Origin of the sequence: Caldicoprobacter algeriensis (genome assembly GCF_023838525.1) — a bacterium.
Classification (GTDB): Bacteria; Bacillota; Clostridia; order Caldicoprobacterales; family Caldicoprobacteraceae; genus Caldicoprobacter; species Caldicoprobacter algeriensis.
In genome coordinates this window covers 19,959-35,292 of sequence record NZ_JAHUQD010000001.1, presented here as the reverse complement: position 1 = coordinate 35,292, position 15,334 = coordinate 19,959, and the positions used below count along the sequence as shown (strand labels likewise).

Sequence of the window (15,334 nt, the reverse complement as noted above, 5' to 3'; positions counted from 1 at the left end):
GGGGATAAAAGATGGAAACAATGACGGGGGTTGAGCGTATACACAATATTCTCAAGCGCAAGCCGGTGGACCGTATCGGCGTATTTGAGCATTTTTGGGGCGATACGCTCAAAAAATGGCAAGAAGACGGGTATATTGGACCGGATGAAAATCTGATCGACCACTTTGGGTTTGATATGGAACTGTGCTGGCCGTTTAACCTTGTAGCGGATTTGGATTTCGTTCCCGAAGTGGTGGAGGAGACAGAAGAGACTATTTTAATTAGGGATGGAAATGGAGCCTTGCTTAGAAGGCACAAGCTTCATGACAGTACACCCGAGCATGTGGATTTTTTGGTCAAGGATCGCAAAGGATGGGAGGAATACATAAAGCCATTGCTGACCCCTGATCCCAGGCGCATTAATTTTGAAGCATATCGAAAGGCCAAAAGGCATGCGCAGGAGCATAACCGCTTTTTTGCCTGGTCTATACCCAATACGGTCAATTATGAAACTTATCGTTATTTTGTTGAAAAAGGGCTGGAGTTGGGGACTTATTAATAAGGCTGCAATGGGGTTATTGCACAACTCTGTGTTCATTTTTATTGTTAAATCTTAGTTGCTGTCATATAAGTAATAAGTAAGCCATTCTGTGAAAAATTTCTCTTGAAATGGAGGCGTGCAAGATGCGGGTTTTAGTTTTTTGCGATGACCGTTGGCACCCAGCAAGTGTGGTAAAAAGCGGGCTTGATCCTCTTGTAGATGATGGTTTTGAGTTCACGTATATAGAGAATATGGCCGATTGGACACCTGATATGATTAAAGGGTTTCCGGTGGTAATACTGGCAAAGTCAAATAATTTTTCATCGACAGATACAACGGAATGGGCAACAGAAGAAGCTCAAAGCGTTTTTGAAAGCTATGTACAAAATGGCGGTGGCCTTCTGGCCATACATTCGGGTACGGCGGGTTACATGGAAGCTAACATAATTCGCGGTATATTGGGCGGTGTGTTTACACATCATCCCGAACAGTGCCCGGTTACGGTAGAAGCTGTGGACGGGCACGTCATTACTCATGGATTTGAGCCTTTTACCTTAAAGGATGAACACTATTTCATAGAAATTGATAATAATGTCGATTTATGTGTCTTTTTAGCCTCAACGTCTCAACACGGAAGACAGCCTGCCGGCTGGGTGCGCATTCATGGCAAAGGGAAGGTGTGTGTATTGACGCCAGGTCATAATTTGGATGTATGGCTTCATCCCAGCTTTCAGTTATTGCTGCGAAATTCACTCAATTGGCTGGTCAAGGATTAAGGATGGGAGGTTGAACAGATATGGAGCCGATAGCTGTTATAACAGGTGCTGATCGCGGACTTGGGTTTGCGCTGTGTGAAAGGCTTTTGGAGAAGGGATGGTGCGTATTTGCCGGCCAGTATATGCCAAGCTGGCCACAGCTGGCGGGTTTAAGTAAAAGATATCCTGAAAAGCTCCATGTTATACCGCTTGATGTGTCATCCAATGAATCAGTAAAGGCAGCTGCTATGCAGGTTTCTTCAATTGTGGACCATGTCGATATGCTAATTAACAATGCGGGCATCATTTCGCAGTATAACGAATTGGATATAAGGGAGCAGTTGAATTATGAGGATATGCATCGCATTTATGACGTTAACGCTTTAGGTCCCATACGAATGGTAGAAGCGTTTTTGCCATTGATGGATAAGGGAAGGTTAAAGCGCCTTTGTTTTGTGTCCTCGGAAGCTGGCAGCATTGGGGCGTGTACACGAAAGGCGTGGTATGGCTATTGCATGTCCAAAACCGCTCTCAATATGGCGGTAAAGATAACCTTTAACAGGTTAAAACCGGAAGGCTATACCTTCAGGCTGTATCATCCTGGGTGGATGCGCACCTACATGTCGGGAGAGAAAAATTATGAGGCTGATATGGAGCCTGAAGAAGCAGCGGTATATGCTTTGCAATATTTTTTGAGTGGTACGCCATATTCAGAAGGGGATATACATATAGATGAAGACCGCTTGGTTTTAAGGGATTATAGGCTGAATGAATGGCCATGGTGATATCTGTAACGTTGACAATTGATTATTTTTATTAGTATAATTGAAGTATAATTCACTGATAAATAAAAACAATTGTAACAAGATCTATGTTAAAAATAACGGCAGATTTGTTACAATGCATTTAAGGAAGTGATAGGGATTGAACGCTCAAAGGCGAGAAATTATAAACGCGTATATACAGAATAAGGGTGAAGTCAAACTCAAAGAGCTGGAAAAGCTGTTTCCTGAAGTGTCCACCATGACATTGAGGCGCGACCTTAATTACCTCGAATCCAAGGGGCAGATCGTTCGAGTGCGTGGAGGGGCAAAATCCATCAATCTGTTCTCCAGCTTAAAGGAAGACATGTATAATTTAAGGGCCATGGAGAATGTGGATGCAAAGATGAAGATTGCCAAAAAGGCATTGGCCTTTGTGGAACGGGGGCGTTCGTATTTCATTGACTCGGGCACTACCACCATGTGTTTGGCTAAAGTATTGCCCGATGAGGACCTTTCTATACTCACTAGTGGCCCCAACATCGCTTTGGAGATCATCAAGAACAATAACCCGTCGGTGACTTTGGTGGGAGGGCAGCTCAGCCGTAACAATCTATCAGCTTCCGGTGCCAATTCCCTGAGCTTCATAAAGGATATAAATGTGGACATTGCGTTTATGGCCACATCAGGGTTTTCACTTGAGTACGGCTTTACCTGCGGGGATTACAACGAATGCGAGCTTAAAAAGGCGATCATCAGGAAGGCGCGAAAGGTCATACTTTTGATGGATGTCAGCAAGATCGATAAGAATATGCCCTTTACCTTTGCAACTTTAAAGGACATTGACGTGCTGATATGCGATAAACCTTTACCTGAGGATATAGCGCAAGCCGCTGAGCGATATGGCGTCGAGGTAAAGTGATTCAGGCTCGTCATCAGGTTTGCTGCGTTGTGCACAAGGTTGTCCTAAAACCGCCTGCTGGGGGAGGGCAACTGGGAGAGGCGGACTACAAATACCCCAGCCGTCTGAACTGGTGTATTTGTCCGGTTTGGATGGAGTAAGGAGATATTTATGAAGACCAAAGCTGTGCGCCTTTACGGCAAAAACGATTTGAGGCTGGAGGAGTTTGAGCTCCCACCTATAAAGGATGATGAAATATTGGCGCAGGTCATATCTGACAGCATATGCATGTCTTCATATAAGGCTGCTATTCAGGGGAAAGACCACAAGCGGGTTCCTGACGATGTGGAGACAAATCCAGTCATCATAGGCCATGAATTTTGCGGTGTCATCCTGGAAGTGGGCAAAAAGTGGCAGCACAAGTTTAAGCCCGGCCAGAAATTTTCTATACAGCCGGCGCTGAATTACAAAGGAAGCCTGGCGGCGCCTGGCTATTCATACAAGTATATCGGGGGCAGTGCAACCTATATCATCATCCCCAACGAGGTCATGGAGATGAACTGTTTGCTTGAGTACAATGGTGAGGCTTATTTTTACGGCTCGCTGGCTGAGCCCATGTCGTGTATCATCGGCGCGTTTCATGCAAGTTACCATACCGTGCCCGGCAAATATGTGCATAACATGGGCATCGTCGAAGGCGGGAATATGGCAATACTGGCTGGAGCAGGTCCCATGGGTTTAGGTGCTATCGATTATGCCATACACAGGGATAAGAAACCCAGGTTGCTGGTGGTAACCGATATCGATCAGGCAAGGCTACAGAGGGCCAGCGAGATTATTACGGTGGAGGAAGCGGTGCGCAACGGCGTCACGCTGAAATATATAAACACCTCTGGAATGGATAATGTGGCAGAATATCTCATGTCCTTAACGGATGGCAGAGGATATGACGACGTATTTGTATTTGCGCCGGTTAAGTCTGTGGTCGAAATAGGGGATGCGATACTGGCAAGGGATGGCTGTTTGAATTTCTTTGCAGGGCCTACCGATCCGAATTTCTCAGCCCAGATCAATTTTTACAACGTCCACTATGCATCCACTCACGTGGTGGGCACCAGCGGTGGTAACACCGAGGACATGATAGAAGCGCTACAGATGATGGAGAAGGGGCTTATAAATCCGGCTGCTATGATTACCCATATTGGAGGGCTAAATAGCGTGGTTGATACTACTTTGAACCTGCCCAAGATTCCAGGCGGTAAAAAGCTCATATACACCAACATCGAGCTTGAGCTGACCGCTATATCGGATTTCAAAGAAAAGGGAAAGATCGATCCTCTGTTTGCCGAACTGGCTAGGATTGTAGAGAAAAACAATGGCCTGTGGTGCGCAGAGGCTGAGAAGTATCTCTTGGCCCACGCCAAGCCTATAGGCTGATGCATATGAGCCGCTAAAATGCTAAATAGAGTTGATTTTTGGGGTTACAAAGGTGCAAATTTTTGTTTTAAGCAGTAAAACGGGCTTCGTATTACAATTGTAATGAAGAGAGCACTTTGCAAGTAATAAATAAAAAAGGAGATATTGCCCTGGGAATGAGGCAATATCTCCTTTTTTTATCTCATCTCCTGACCGCCGGTTACGTTGATGGCCTGACCTGTCATATAGCTGGCCTCATCAGAAGCCAGGAATACCAGCACGTTGGTCACGTCGTCGTATGTACATGCTCTTCCCAGCGGAACTTGGCTTAGGTATTTCTGCCTTATTTCTTCTTTGGTAAGTCCCTGATTGCGTGCATACTGTTCATACAGGCTGTTAACCCACAGAGGTGAATCCAGCAGATTGCCGGGACATATGGCATTGACCCTTATATTATACGGTGCCAGCTCGAGCGCCAGGCTTTGCGTAAGACCTATGCCGCCAAATTTGCTTGCAGCATAAGCAGAGTTCTTGTAAGATCCCTTCTTGCCCGACTTGCTGTTTATCTGAATGATGTTGCCCTTTCTTTGCTTCATCATGATGGGTGCAACGGCTTTTGCACAGTTAAAGTAGCCTATGAGGTTTACGTCTATAACCTTTTTCCATTCTTCGGTGGAGAATTCATCGATGCCCTTGGCGATAAGGATGCCGGCATTGCTTACGAGTAAATCGATCCTTCCGTATTTCTCTACGGTTATACGCGACATTTCCTCGCATTCCTCATACTTTGTAACATCCACTTTTAGGGCGATAGCGTCGTTGAGGTCGGAAGCCACCCTTTGTGCTGCTTCAAAGTTTATATCGGTTACAACCACTTTAGCGCCTTCTGCATCCAAGCGCCTGGCTATGGCTTCACCTAACCCCTGGCCAGCTCCGGTTACAATGGCGATTTGATTTTCCAGTCGACGGCACTTGCGTTCCATACCCATCATTCCTTTCTGATAAATTTAACATGAATATTACAAAATCCTAGTATTATTATACAAGCCAAATGACAGTTAATCAACATTGAAAAAGCTTCTTTTAAAAGCAAGCATGGACTGTTGACAAGAAAAATTGGGTCTGTTAAAATGAAATCAAACATGTTAATTTGTAAAGCTAATGTTAAAAACGTGTTATATTTGTTTTTTAAAAATGTGAAATATAACATCAAAGTTAACACTATTTTGTTAGATGTTTACCGGTAAATTCTAACGTTTAAGATAATCTTTTTGTAGGTGTATAAACTTTAAATACAAATTTCGACACTCTTTTAATTTTTTGCTCTTACCAATGAAACATCAGACGGGTCACCTGTTATTTAAGTGGTGAAAGGTTATTATAGCTATGAAAAGTTTAAAATGAAAAGGGGAGATAAAGAATGGCTACGCCGGTAATCATGCCTCGGCAGGGGCAAACAGTTGAGAGCTGCATCATAACCAAGTGGCACAAGAAGAAGGGCGAGGCAGTAAAGGTAGGCGATCTGTTGTTCTCCTATGAAACCGATAAAGCTGCTTTTGATGAGGAGGCAAAGGTAGAGGGTACTCTGCTGGAGGTCTTCTTTGATGAGGGTGACGATGTGCCGGTCCTTGCCACCGTTTGCGTCATTGGCCAGGAGGGTGAGGACATTTCCGAGTTTATGCCTGATGGAAAGGATGCTTCTACCGCAAAGGATGTGGCGGCTGGAGGACAACAGCAATCGGCTGCAGAATGCGGAAGCGAAATGGAATTAGAAGGCGGCGATGTCGCACAGGAAGACGGTAGAGTGAGGATCAGCCCAAGGGCTCGCAATTTGGCCGAAAGAGCGGGGGTGGATTACAGAGAAGCTACTCCTACCGGGCCTGATGGCAGGATAATTGAAAGGGATATAAGGCAGCTCATAGAAAAAGGCCAATTGGTGACGCTTGCCGCCAGAGATAAATATATCGGCGCAGAGGGAATGCGGATAGGCGGTACGGGAATAGGAGGACGGGTTACCACAGCTGATTTGGACAGCATAAAGAGAGATGCACATTACGAGGTGCCACAGCCTCCTGTTCAAAAGGTTAAGGCTGGAGAAGCCGACTATGAAGAGGTTAAGCTCAGTAACATAAGAAAGGTCATTGCCAGGGCAATGCATCAGTCGCTGGCCAATACCGCGCAGCTCACCATACATACTTCATTTGATGCTACCGAGATACTCGCTTTTAGGAAGAAGGTAAAGGAGCAGGGAGAGCGCCTGGGCCTTGCAAACATTACGCTCAACGATATCATACTCTACGTTGTGTCCAGGACGCTGCTCAACCACAAAGCCTTGAATGCCCATTTCCTCGATGATAAAATGCTTCTTTTCAATCATGTCCATCTGGGGGTTGCTGTGGATACCGAACGCGGGCTCATGGTGCCCACCATTTACAATGCCGATACCAAGTCACTGGATGAGATATCCCGGGAAGCCAAAGAGCTGGTGGAGGCCTGCAGGAAGGGCAGCATAAATCCCGATTATTTGAAAGGAGGAACTTTCACGGTTACCAACCTGGGTTCTCTGGGCGTTGAGGCCTTTACCCCCATACTCAACTCGCCGCAGACGGGCATTTTGGGCGTGAATACAATAGTTCAGCTGATTAAAGAAGTGGACGGGAAGCTGGTTACCTATCCATCCATGGGCTTGTCACTAACGTTTGATCACAGGGCCGTGGATGGCGCTCCTGCCGCAAGGTTCTTGCAGGAGCTCAAAGCCAATTTGGAGAACTTCAGCATATTCTTAGCAAAATAAGCTAAAAGGGGAAGGGTGAAAAAAGATGATTTACGACCTTATTGTAATAGGTGGTGGGCCTGCAGGCTATTTGGGTGCCGAGAGAGCAGGCCATGCAGGGCTTAAAACGCTTCTTATTGAGGAGAGATCTCTGGGTGGCGTCTGCCTGAATGAAGGATGCATTCCCTCCAAGACGCTGCTTCACTCCGCTAAAATATACGACTATGCAAGGTTTGGCGAAAAATACGGGGTTACAGCAAAGGATGTGGTTCTTGATCACCGTACAGTTATAGCCCGGAAGAACAAGGTAGTGAAGACATTGGTTGCGGGCATACGTTCCCAGCTTAAAGCCAACCATGTGCATGTGATAGAAGGTCATGCTTACATAGTAGGGAGAAGCAGCGATGGCTATACAGTCAGGGCCAATAATGATACCTTCATTGGCAGGAGGCTGTTGATCGCCACGGGGTCCGTGCCCATCATCCCGCCCATACCGGGCATCAAAGAAGGCCTGGAGAGAGGATATGTCCTTACCAATCGCGAGATATTGGATATACCTCAGGTGCCCGGCTCTTTAGTTATCGTAGGAGGGGGGATAATAGGCCTTGAGATGGCGTCATATTTCAATTCGGCCGGCAGCAAGGTGACCATCATCGAGATGCTGGACCACATTGGCGGCAATATCGATAGGGAGATTTCCCAGATTTTGCTTAAGAATTACCAGAAGAAGGGAATAGAGTTCAAGCTCAACTCAAAAGTGGTGGAGATATGTGATGGGGCTGTGGTTTATGAATGCGATGGCAGAAGGGAAGCGGTTGAGGCCGATAAGGTGTTAATGAGCGTAGGTCGAAAGCCGGCGGTGCAGGACATAGGCCTGGAGAATATCGGCGTTGAGATTGAAAGGGGCGTCGTAAAGACCGATGACAGGGGGAAGACCAATGTGCCGGAGGTGTATGCTGCCGGCGATGTCAACGGTCGCTATATGCTGGCGCACACGGCCTACAGGGAGGCAGAGGTTTGTATAAACAACATGCTTGGCAAGCGGGACATAGTGCGCTATCATGCCATCCCGTCGGTTATATACACCAATCCAGAAGTTGCGTCGGTGGGCGAGACCGAGGAGAGTGCAAGGCAGAAGGGTATAGAATTTGAGGTTGCCAAGGTTTCCATGCGCTATAGCGGCAGGTATGTGGCTGAGAACGAGGGAGGAGACGGCATATGCAAGGTGCTCATCAATAAAAAGTACAGGAATGTGATAGGCGCGCATATGATAGGCAATTATTCCTCTGAGATCATTTACGGTGCCGGCTTGATGATTGAGGCCGAGATGCGCGTAAAAGACATAAAGGAGTTGGTGTTCCCGCATCCGACTGTGTCTGAGGTCATAAGGGAATGCATTTTTCAATTTGAAGATTGAGAAGGGAGAGGTGGGTTTGGATGCCCAAGCAGCTTTTTGTAAATCCTGATGAAGTGAGAAAAAGTGGATGGGTTAAGTTTCAGGATATCCCTGTAAATCAGTACAATAAGACCATTGAGGAGGAAAAAGCCAATTATACCAACGAGGATTTCGTGAGAATTTATAGGGACATGGTCATAATTCGGGAATTTGAGACCATGCTCCAGCTGGTTAAGACCACCGGTGAGTATAATGGCGTTCCTTATGATTATCCCGGGCCGGCGCATTTGTCCATCGGTCAGGAGGCAGCAGCGGTAGGCCAGGCATATCACCTGGACAAGGATGATTTCATATTTGGCTCTCACAGAAGCCACGGCGAGATTATAGCCAAGGGGCTTTCTACTATAGAGAAGATGTCCGACGATGAACTGATGGATATAATGAAAAAGTTCTGGGATGGCAGGATACTCAAGGTAGTAGAGGAGAGCAAGAAAGATTATAAAAGCGTTAAGGAGCTGGCCATGGATTTTCTGTTGTATGGCGCACTGGCCGAGATTTTTGGCCGCGAGACGGGATTTAACAAAGGTCTGGGCGGTTCTATGCACGCGTTCTTCACGCCCTTTGGTATTTACCCCAACAATGCCATAGTGGGAGGCTCAGCGGGAATCGCGGTTGGGGCTGCCTTGTTTAAAAAGGTCAACCGCAAGAAGGGCATAGTGATAGCCAATATAGGCGATGGCGCTATGGGTTGCGGCCCGGTGTGGGAGGCCATGAATATGGCTGCTATGGACCAGTTCAAGTATCTGTGGGAGGAAGGTTACAGGGGAGGGCTGCCCATAATATTCAATTTCTTCAACAACCAGTACGGCATGGGTGGCCAGACATGTGGGGAGACCATGGCTTACCAGATACTGGCCAGAGTAGGTGCCGGTATAAATCCCGAGCAGATGCACGCCGAGAGGGTGGATGGATATAACCCCCTGGCGGTTATCGATGCCATAAAGAGGAAGAAACAGCTTTTGCTGGAAAACAAGGGGCCGGTATTGCTGGATGTAGTGACTTATCGGTTCTGCGGGCATTCTCCTTCAGATGCCTCCACCTACAGGACCAAGGAAGAGGTAGACGCATGGATGCAGCATGATTCGATAGTGACATACAGAAAGCAGATTGTTGATGCCGGTGTGGCCACCCAAGAGCAGCTGGATGCTATTTTGAACGACGTGAAGGAGCGCATTGACAGGATATACAGGCTGGCCATAGATGAAAAGAAATCGCCCAGGATGGATTTGGTATCAAATCCCGATGCTATAGCCAGTCTGATGTTTTCCAATCAAAGGATAGAGAAGATGGAAGACAGGGAATGCGAGGTATTAATTCCCAAGGAAGAGAATCCAAGACTTCAGCAGATAAAAAGAAAGGTCAGGGTAGGAATTCAGGACGGCAAACCTGTGCCCAAGAATAAAGTATTTCAGCTTCGCGATGCTATATTTGAGGCTTTGCTGGATAAGTTTTACGTAGACCCCACGCTGATCGCATACGGTGAGGATAACAGAGACTGGGGCGGGGCCTTTGCCGTGTACCGGGGTCTGACCGAGGCTTTGCCCTATCATAGGTTGTTTAATGCGCCCATATCGGAAGCCGCCATTGTCGCCTCTGCGGTGGGATATGCCATGTGCGGCGGCAGGGTGGTTGTGGAGCTCATGTATGCTGATTTTATGGGAAGAGCAGGGGACGAGATATTCAATCAGCTGTCAAAGTGGCAGGCTATGAGTGCGGGGATTTTGAAGATGCCGGTGGTATTGAGGGTATCTGTGGGGTCCAAGTATGGAGCGCAGCACTCGCAGGACTGGACATCTCTGGTGGCCCATATACCTGGCTTAAAAGTGGTATTTCCTGCAACGCCCTACGATGCAAAAGGCCTTATGAACAGCGCTTTGATGGGAACCGACCCGGTGGTGTTCTTCGAAAGCCAGAGAATATACGATGTAGGTGAGATGTTCCATCCAGGAGGCGTACCCGAGGGATATTATGAAGTGCCCATAGGTGAGCCCGACATAAAGAAGGAAGGTAAGGATATCACCATTTTGACAGTAGGAGCGATGCTGTATAGGGCATTGGAGGCGGCTAAGATACTGGAGAATAAGTATGGCATGTCCGCCGAGGTTATTGATGCAAGGAGCATTGTACCCTTCAACTATGAGAAGGTGATTGAATCGGTTAAGAAGACCGGTAAGATAGTCATTACCGGCGACGCGTGTGAAAGGGCTTCTTATCTCAAAGACTTTGCGGAGAATATTACCGAGCTGGCTTTTGATTACCTGGATGCGCCTCCTGTGGTTGTGGGCGCCAGGAACTGGATTACGCCTGCCCATGAACTGGAGAGGTTTTTCTTCCCACAGCCCGACTGGATAATCGACGCCATCCACGAAAAGATAGTGCCGCTCAAAGGGCATGTGGTGGGCAATAACTTCACAGTCAATGAACAGCTGCGTAGGAATCGCTTGGGAGTGTAAAGCGCAAACTTGTATATTTCGGGAAATTTAAGCGAAGTGCGAACTTGTATGTTTGCCAGGATTTTGCTACAATAAACTTGCCATTAAATGAGAGATAAATGAAAGGCAAAGGAAGTGATAGCGTTGTTAAAAGAGGCATTGAGGGAATTAGAGACGATATCAAAAGCGGTGGGCGTTCATCCTGACGTGGTGCAGGGCGGCGGTGGCAACACATCGGTGAAGATCGATCAGGAGCTCATGGCCATTAAGGCCTCGGGTTACAGGCTGGACCAGGTGACCGAAGATGACGGATTTGCTGTGGTGAATTACCGTAATATTGCGGAATATTTCAATACCGCCGAGATAATACCCGACGTGGATTATGAAAAAGTGGGGGCTGACCTGGTAAATCAGAATGTCGTGCAACTGGAAGAATATAAGGCTTTAAGGCCCTCGGTGGAGGCTGGCTTCCACTCAATACTTAAAAAATACGTCATTCATACCCATCCTGTTTACGCCAATATCCTGTGCTGCTCAAAGGGCGGAGACAGTCTGATGGAGAAAATTTTTAGGGAAAGAGGCTTGCATTGCGTCTGGATTCCCTACACCATGCCAGGATTTCATTTGACCTTGAGCATAAAGCGGATCATCGACTGCTATATGGATGAGCACAGCATATTTCCGCAGGTGGTATTCATGCAGAACCATGGCCTAATTGTAACTGCGGATGATGCCCAGGAATGTATAAGGCTTAATGCCACGGTAAATGACATGATAAAGGATTACTTCAATATTTCTGCACCTTATCCCGAGATAAGGTTGGAGAAGGTGAGCGATTCAGAGTTTATCAGCAGGACAGACTTTGTGCGGGATTTTATCAAAGGCAATCCTGTAAACATGGAGTTTTTCAAGAAGGTGCTGTATCCTGATCAGATAGTCTATCTCGGCGATGAGCAGATGGCCATAGACCGGACCGATAACAAGATCAATATAGATACCTGTACAGGCGAAGTGGTGTACAAGGCCGGATATACCGAAGCCAGTACCATTGAGGAGACTTTAACTGCTTATCTGTATGTTGTGCACCACATACTCAAAAACGGGCTTGAGCTCAATCCAATGACGGATGAGGACATCAACAGGATAAAGAACTGGGGAGCAGAAAAGTACAGGAAGAAGATGGTGAGCGAAGCAAAATAAAAATAGGGCTTTAAAGCCCCTATTTTTTATATGTGCGCCCGGCATGGGCGTTTTAGAATCAAGTTGTGATGCATGTATGCTCGATATGCTGAGTTTTTATTATTTCAGCGATGAAACTTCTTTGACGTTGATGGAGACCACGCTTTTGCAGGGCAGCCATTTTGGCACCTGGTATATGGCTACATAAAATACCACGGCAAGCACAATGCTCCACATGACGTCCTTTATGGAATGCTGCTTTATCAAGACGGTAGAAGCGCTTATGGTGAGCATGCATATGAGTGATGCCAGCTTCATCCACCTTTTTTTTCTAAATTCGGGACAGTTCACTAAAGATACGTGTACCGCTATTGAGTTAAAAACATGGATGCTGGGAGCTACGTTGGTAGGGGTATCGGTGGCGTATATATGCTTTATGATTCTTGAAAACACGTCGTTTTCGGTGATCGTCGGCCTCAAATTCTGCCCGTTGGGGAATAGGAGATACAGGACATAGCACAGATACATGCCACCAAACATGTAAATGCACAGCCGGTAAAAATCCTTTTTAGATACCAATCCCAGATATAGAAATCCAATACCCATATATATAAACCAGAAAAGATAAGGCACTACAAAATATTTAACAAAAGGTATGTGGTTGTCAAGCGGCGAATACATGAAGTATTTCGGCCGCACAGTGCGTTCGCAGTATTGAAACCATATCTGGGCAAACCCATAAAGCGATACCAGTACAAAATGTTTGTATTTCAACAATAATGCTTTTATTTCGTGTTTTCTCAACGTCTTATACTGCATCATTTGTAAATCCTCCTTGCTTTTTGTCAAAATAATGCCTTATTTAAACCCTCCTTTTAATATTATACTATGAAATTTATACTGTGTATCTTAAGATTCTATTAAGATTTGTTCTTGCAAAAAATGATTGTACTGTATGTGATTTTCTGGTAGAATTTAATCGACTTCATTGACTTAATCTCAAGATATTGCTAAATTGAGTTTTTAACATACAATTTTTAGAATTACTGGGATCTTTTGGCTGAAGTTAAGAATAATAAATGTGTAACAAAATCCTAAGGTGGGGAGATGGATATTTTGGATAATATAATTCTTAGAGCAAACAACTTAAGAAAAAATTACGGGAAATTTGAGGCACTAAAGGGAGTTAGCTTTGAGGTGAAAAAAGGTGAGATTTTTGCTCTGATTGGTCCTAACGGCGCCGGTAAGACCACGACTCTCAGAATTGTAGCAACCCTTCTTACGCCTACCGATGGCAGCGTGGAATTCATGGGCTTTGATTTGAGAAAGAATCCAGACAAAATAAGGCAGGGGATTACCTATCTTCCCGAGGAGGCGGGGGCATATAAGAATCTTACAGGGCTGGATTATCTAAAATTTATGGCAAACTTCTATGCTGAAAAGCCCCAAGATGTGGATATGTACATTGAAAGGGCAATAAAAATCGTGGGCTTTAAAGACAGGTTAAAGGATAAAGTGGGAACTTACAGTAAAGGCATGACAAGGAAGCTCCTTTTGGCAAGGGCGCTTATGACCAAGCCCAAGCTTGCTATACTAGATGAACCTACATCCGGGCTGGATGTCATTAATTCTTTAGAGATAAGGGAAGTAATAAGAGGATTTGTAGAAGAAGGGGTTTCAGTACTTCTTTCCTCTCATAACATGCTGGAGATAGATTTTCTATCCGACAGGGTTGCAATTATAGACAAAGGGCACATTCTAGAAATTGGTGAGCCCAAGGCTCTCAAAGAAAAATATTCTGCAGATAATCTGGAAGAAGTATTCAGGAGGTTGGTGCAATGAGAAAATTTACCAATTTACTCAAAAAAGAAGTCAAAGAGCTCATTACGTTTCAGCTTATCGTTTCTTTGGTTTTTACCATTGGAATGTTTTATTTTATAGGAAATATTGTTCAGTCTGAAGTGCAAAAGGCGGAGGAAAAACGAGATATACATGTTTTTAATTTGGATAATTCACAAGAATCTAAAGCACTGCTGGATGGTTTATCTTATGCGGGTTTTAAAGTAAATCTTTTGGAGAAAAAAGACAAAGCAGAGGCTATAGAATATGCTAAAAACAGCAATATAAGTTTGCTGATAGTAATTCCTGAGGGTTTTAGTGAAGCGGCATCGAAATTCCAGTTTAAGGAGATAGAGGCCTACTCCTTTATCCGTAGCTTTTCCATGACCAGTTCGGCAAATGCCGCAATAGTTGATCAGGTAATTTCTGAGATAAACAAACTCCTTTCAAACAATTTTTTAAAGACAAATTTTCCTGACTTTAATCCAGAGGATATAAAGAATCCGATTAAAAGCAGGGACTTTGTTGTGGTAAAGGATATAATGGCCGAAGGTTCAGCAGCAGAGGTCAGCAACATTGTCTATTCCCAGTCAATATTCATCCCCGTTATTTTGATGATGATAATCGTATTCTCCTCTCAGATGGTATTATCGGCCATGGCGATGGAGAAACAGGATAAAACTTTGGAAACTCTTCTTACTGTTCCTATAAGCAGAAACCAGATAGTGATTGCTAAAATGGCGGCTTCGGCTTTGGTAGGTTTGATCTCTGCAGGGATATACATGCTGGGCTTTAGGTATTATATGGGCGGATTTATGGGGAATATTCAAGAAAGTGGCCAGTTGAATGAGCTCATGCAAAAGCTAGGGCTTCAGTTTACCTCGGGAGATTATGTGGTTTTGGGTATATCAATATTTTTAGCAATACTGTGCGCCCTAGGGTTGACCATCATTTTGGGAGTTATGGTAGAAGACTTAAAGAGTGCTCAGACAATGATATTGCCCCTGATTTTTCTTGTAATGATTCCGTACTTCATATCCCTGTTTTCAGATATTAATTCTCTGTCCTTGCCGGTCAAGATTTTAATTATGCTTATACCATTTAGCCATCCCTTTATAGCATCACAGAACATACTCCTTGGGAACTATGCTGTGGTGTTTTATGGTATACTCTATATGCTGGCTGTTTTTATAATTTTGATATTTATCTGCGGCAGGATATTTTCTACAGATAGAGTATTGACTATGAAGTTAAGATTTGGTAAAAAAGGATTTGCAAAAAATAGTTGAAGCGGAGACTTC

13 protein-coding genes are annotated in these 15,334 nt (G+C 45.1%); 11 read left to right on the top strand and 2 right to left on the bottom strand.

Annotated elements, in window-relative coordinates:
- Window positions 1-11 precede the first annotated feature (11 nt).
- The 5 genes from KVG29_RS00175 to KVG29_RS00155 all read left to right on the top strand — a co-directional run bounded on the left by KVG29_RS00175 (window position 12) and on the right by KVG29_RS00155 (window position 4,375).
- On the top strand, window positions 12-539 hold the full coding sequence (locus tag KVG29_RS00175) for a hypothetical protein (RefSeq protein ID WP_252225615.1): 528 nt from the start codon (window positions 12-14) through the stop codon (window positions 537-539).
- Window positions 540-664: 125 nt separating this feature from the next.
- Window positions 665-1,297 (top strand): ThuA domain-containing protein, encoded by a 633-nt coding sequence (locus tag KVG29_RS00170; protein WP_252225614.1) that lies wholly within the window; start codon window positions 665-667, stop codon window positions 1,295-1,297.
- 20 nt (window positions 1,298-1,317) lie between these two features.
- Complete coding sequence (locus tag KVG29_RS00165) at window positions 1,318-2,061, top strand: SDR family oxidoreductase (protein WP_252225613.1); 744 nt, start codon at window positions 1,318-1,320, stop codon at window positions 2,059-2,061.
- Window positions 2,062-2,200: 139 nt separating this feature from the next.
- On the top strand, window positions 2,201-2,959 hold the full coding sequence (locus KVG29_RS00160) for a DeoR/GlpR family DNA-binding transcription regulator (protein WP_252225612.1): 759 nt from the start codon (window positions 2,201-2,203) through the stop codon (window positions 2,957-2,959).
- Between the two features lie 150 nt (window positions 2,960-3,109).
- Window positions 3,110-4,375 (top strand): zinc-binding dehydrogenase, encoded by a 1,266-nt coding sequence (locus KVG29_RS00155; RefSeq protein ID WP_252225611.1) that lies wholly within the window; start codon window positions 3,110-3,112, stop codon window positions 4,373-4,375.
- Between the two features lie 176 nt (window positions 4,376-4,551).
- On the opposite strand, the gene srlD is transcribed toward KVG29_RS00155, so the two are convergent.
- Window positions 4,552-5,346 (bottom strand): sorbitol-6-phosphate dehydrogenase, encoded by a 795-nt coding sequence (gene srlD / locus KVG29_RS00150; protein ID WP_252225610.1) that lies wholly within the window; start codon window positions 5,344-5,346, stop codon window positions 4,552-4,554.
- 428 nt (window positions 5,347-5,774) lie between these two features.
- Between srlD and KVG29_RS00145 the strand changes: the two genes are divergently transcribed.
- The 4 genes from KVG29_RS00145 (at window position 5,775) to KVG29_RS00130 (ending at window position 12,215) form a co-directional block, all read left to right on the top strand.
- Complete coding sequence (locus KVG29_RS00145) at window positions 5,775-7,148, top strand: dihydrolipoamide acetyltransferase family protein (RefSeq protein ID WP_252225609.1); 1,374 nt, start codon at window positions 5,775-5,777, stop codon at window positions 7,146-7,148.
- Window positions 7,149-7,173: 25 nt separating this feature from the next.
- Window positions 7,174-8,544, top strand: coding sequence for a dihydrolipoyl dehydrogenase (gene lpdA, locus KVG29_RS00140; RefSeq protein WP_252225608.1), 1,371 nt, complete (start codon window positions 7,174-7,176; stop codon window positions 8,542-8,544).
- Between the two features lie 20 nt (window positions 8,545-8,564).
- On the top strand, window positions 8,565-11,036 hold the full coding sequence (locus KVG29_RS00135) for an alpha-ketoacid dehydrogenase subunit alpha/beta (protein WP_252225607.1): 2,472 nt from the start codon (window positions 8,565-8,567) through the stop codon (window positions 11,034-11,036).
- 123 nt (window positions 11,037-11,159) lie between these two features.
- Complete coding sequence (locus tag KVG29_RS00130) at window positions 11,160-12,215, top strand: class II aldolase/adducin family protein (protein WP_252225606.1); 1,056 nt, start codon at window positions 11,160-11,162, stop codon at window positions 12,213-12,215.
- 99 nt (window positions 12,216-12,314) lie between these two features.
- Here KVG29_RS00130 and KVG29_RS00125 read toward each other — a convergent pair whose 3' ends face one another.
- On the bottom strand, window positions 12,315-13,016 hold the full coding sequence (locus KVG29_RS00125; RefSeq protein WP_252225605.1) for a phosphatase PAP2 family protein: 702 nt from the start codon (window positions 13,014-13,016) through the stop codon (window positions 12,315-12,317).
- A 294-nt stretch (window positions 13,017-13,310) separates the two neighbouring features.
- Between KVG29_RS00125 and KVG29_RS00120 the strand changes: the two genes are divergently transcribed.
- Window positions 13,311-14,036 carry an ABC transporter ATP-binding protein gene (locus KVG29_RS00120; RefSeq protein WP_252225604.1) on the top strand — a complete coding sequence of 242 codons (726 nt, stop codon included), beginning with the start codon at window positions 13,311-13,313 and terminating at the stop codon, window positions 14,034-14,036.
- Complete coding sequence (locus KVG29_RS00115; protein ID WP_252225603.1) at window positions 14,033-15,322, top strand: ABC transporter permease; 1,290 nt, start codon at window positions 14,033-14,035, stop codon at window positions 15,320-15,322. Before KVG29_RS00120 ends, KVG29_RS00115 begins: the two co-directional genes overlap by 4 nt.
- The last annotated feature ends 12 nt before the right edge of the window (window positions 15,323-15,334 follow it).

Bases quoted from the DNA above. Each gene is read 5' to 3' on its own strand.
- KVG29_RS00175 (WP_252225615.1), top strand. From the start codon at position 12: ATGGAAACAATGACGGGGGTTGAGCGTATACACAATATTCTCAAGCGC.
- KVG29_RS00170 (WP_252225614.1), top strand. From the start codon at position 665: ATGCGGGTTTTAGTTTTTTGCGATGACCGTTGGCACCCAGCAAGTGTG.
- KVG29_RS00165 (WP_252225613.1), top strand. From the start codon at position 1,318: ATGGAGCCGATAGCTGTTATAACAGGTGCTGATCGCGGACTTGGGTTT.
- KVG29_RS00155 (WP_252225611.1), top strand. From the start codon at position 3,110: ATGAAGACCAAAGCTGTGCGCCTTTACGGCAAAAACGATTTGAGGCTG.
- srlD (WP_252225610.1), bottom strand. From the start codon at position 5,346: ATGATGGGTATGGAACGCAAGTGCCGTCGACTGGAAAATCAAATCGCC.
- KVG29_RS00145 (WP_252225609.1), top strand. From the start codon at position 5,775: ATGGCTACGCCGGTAATCATGCCTCGGCAGGGGCAAACAGTTGAGAGC.
- lpdA (WP_252225608.1), top strand. From the start codon at position 7,174: ATGATTTACGACCTTATTGTAATAGGTGGTGGGCCTGCAGGCTATTTG.
- KVG29_RS00135 (WP_252225607.1), top strand. From the start codon at position 8,565: ATGCCCAAGCAGCTTTTTGTAAATCCTGATGAAGTGAGAAAAAGTGGA.
- KVG29_RS00125 (WP_252225605.1), bottom strand. From the start codon at position 13,016: ATGATGCAGTATAAGACGTTGAGAAAACACGAAATAAAAGCATTATTG.
- KVG29_RS00115 (WP_252225603.1), top strand. From the start codon at position 14,033: ATGAGAAAATTTACCAATTTACTCAAAAAAGAAGTCAAAGAGCTCATT.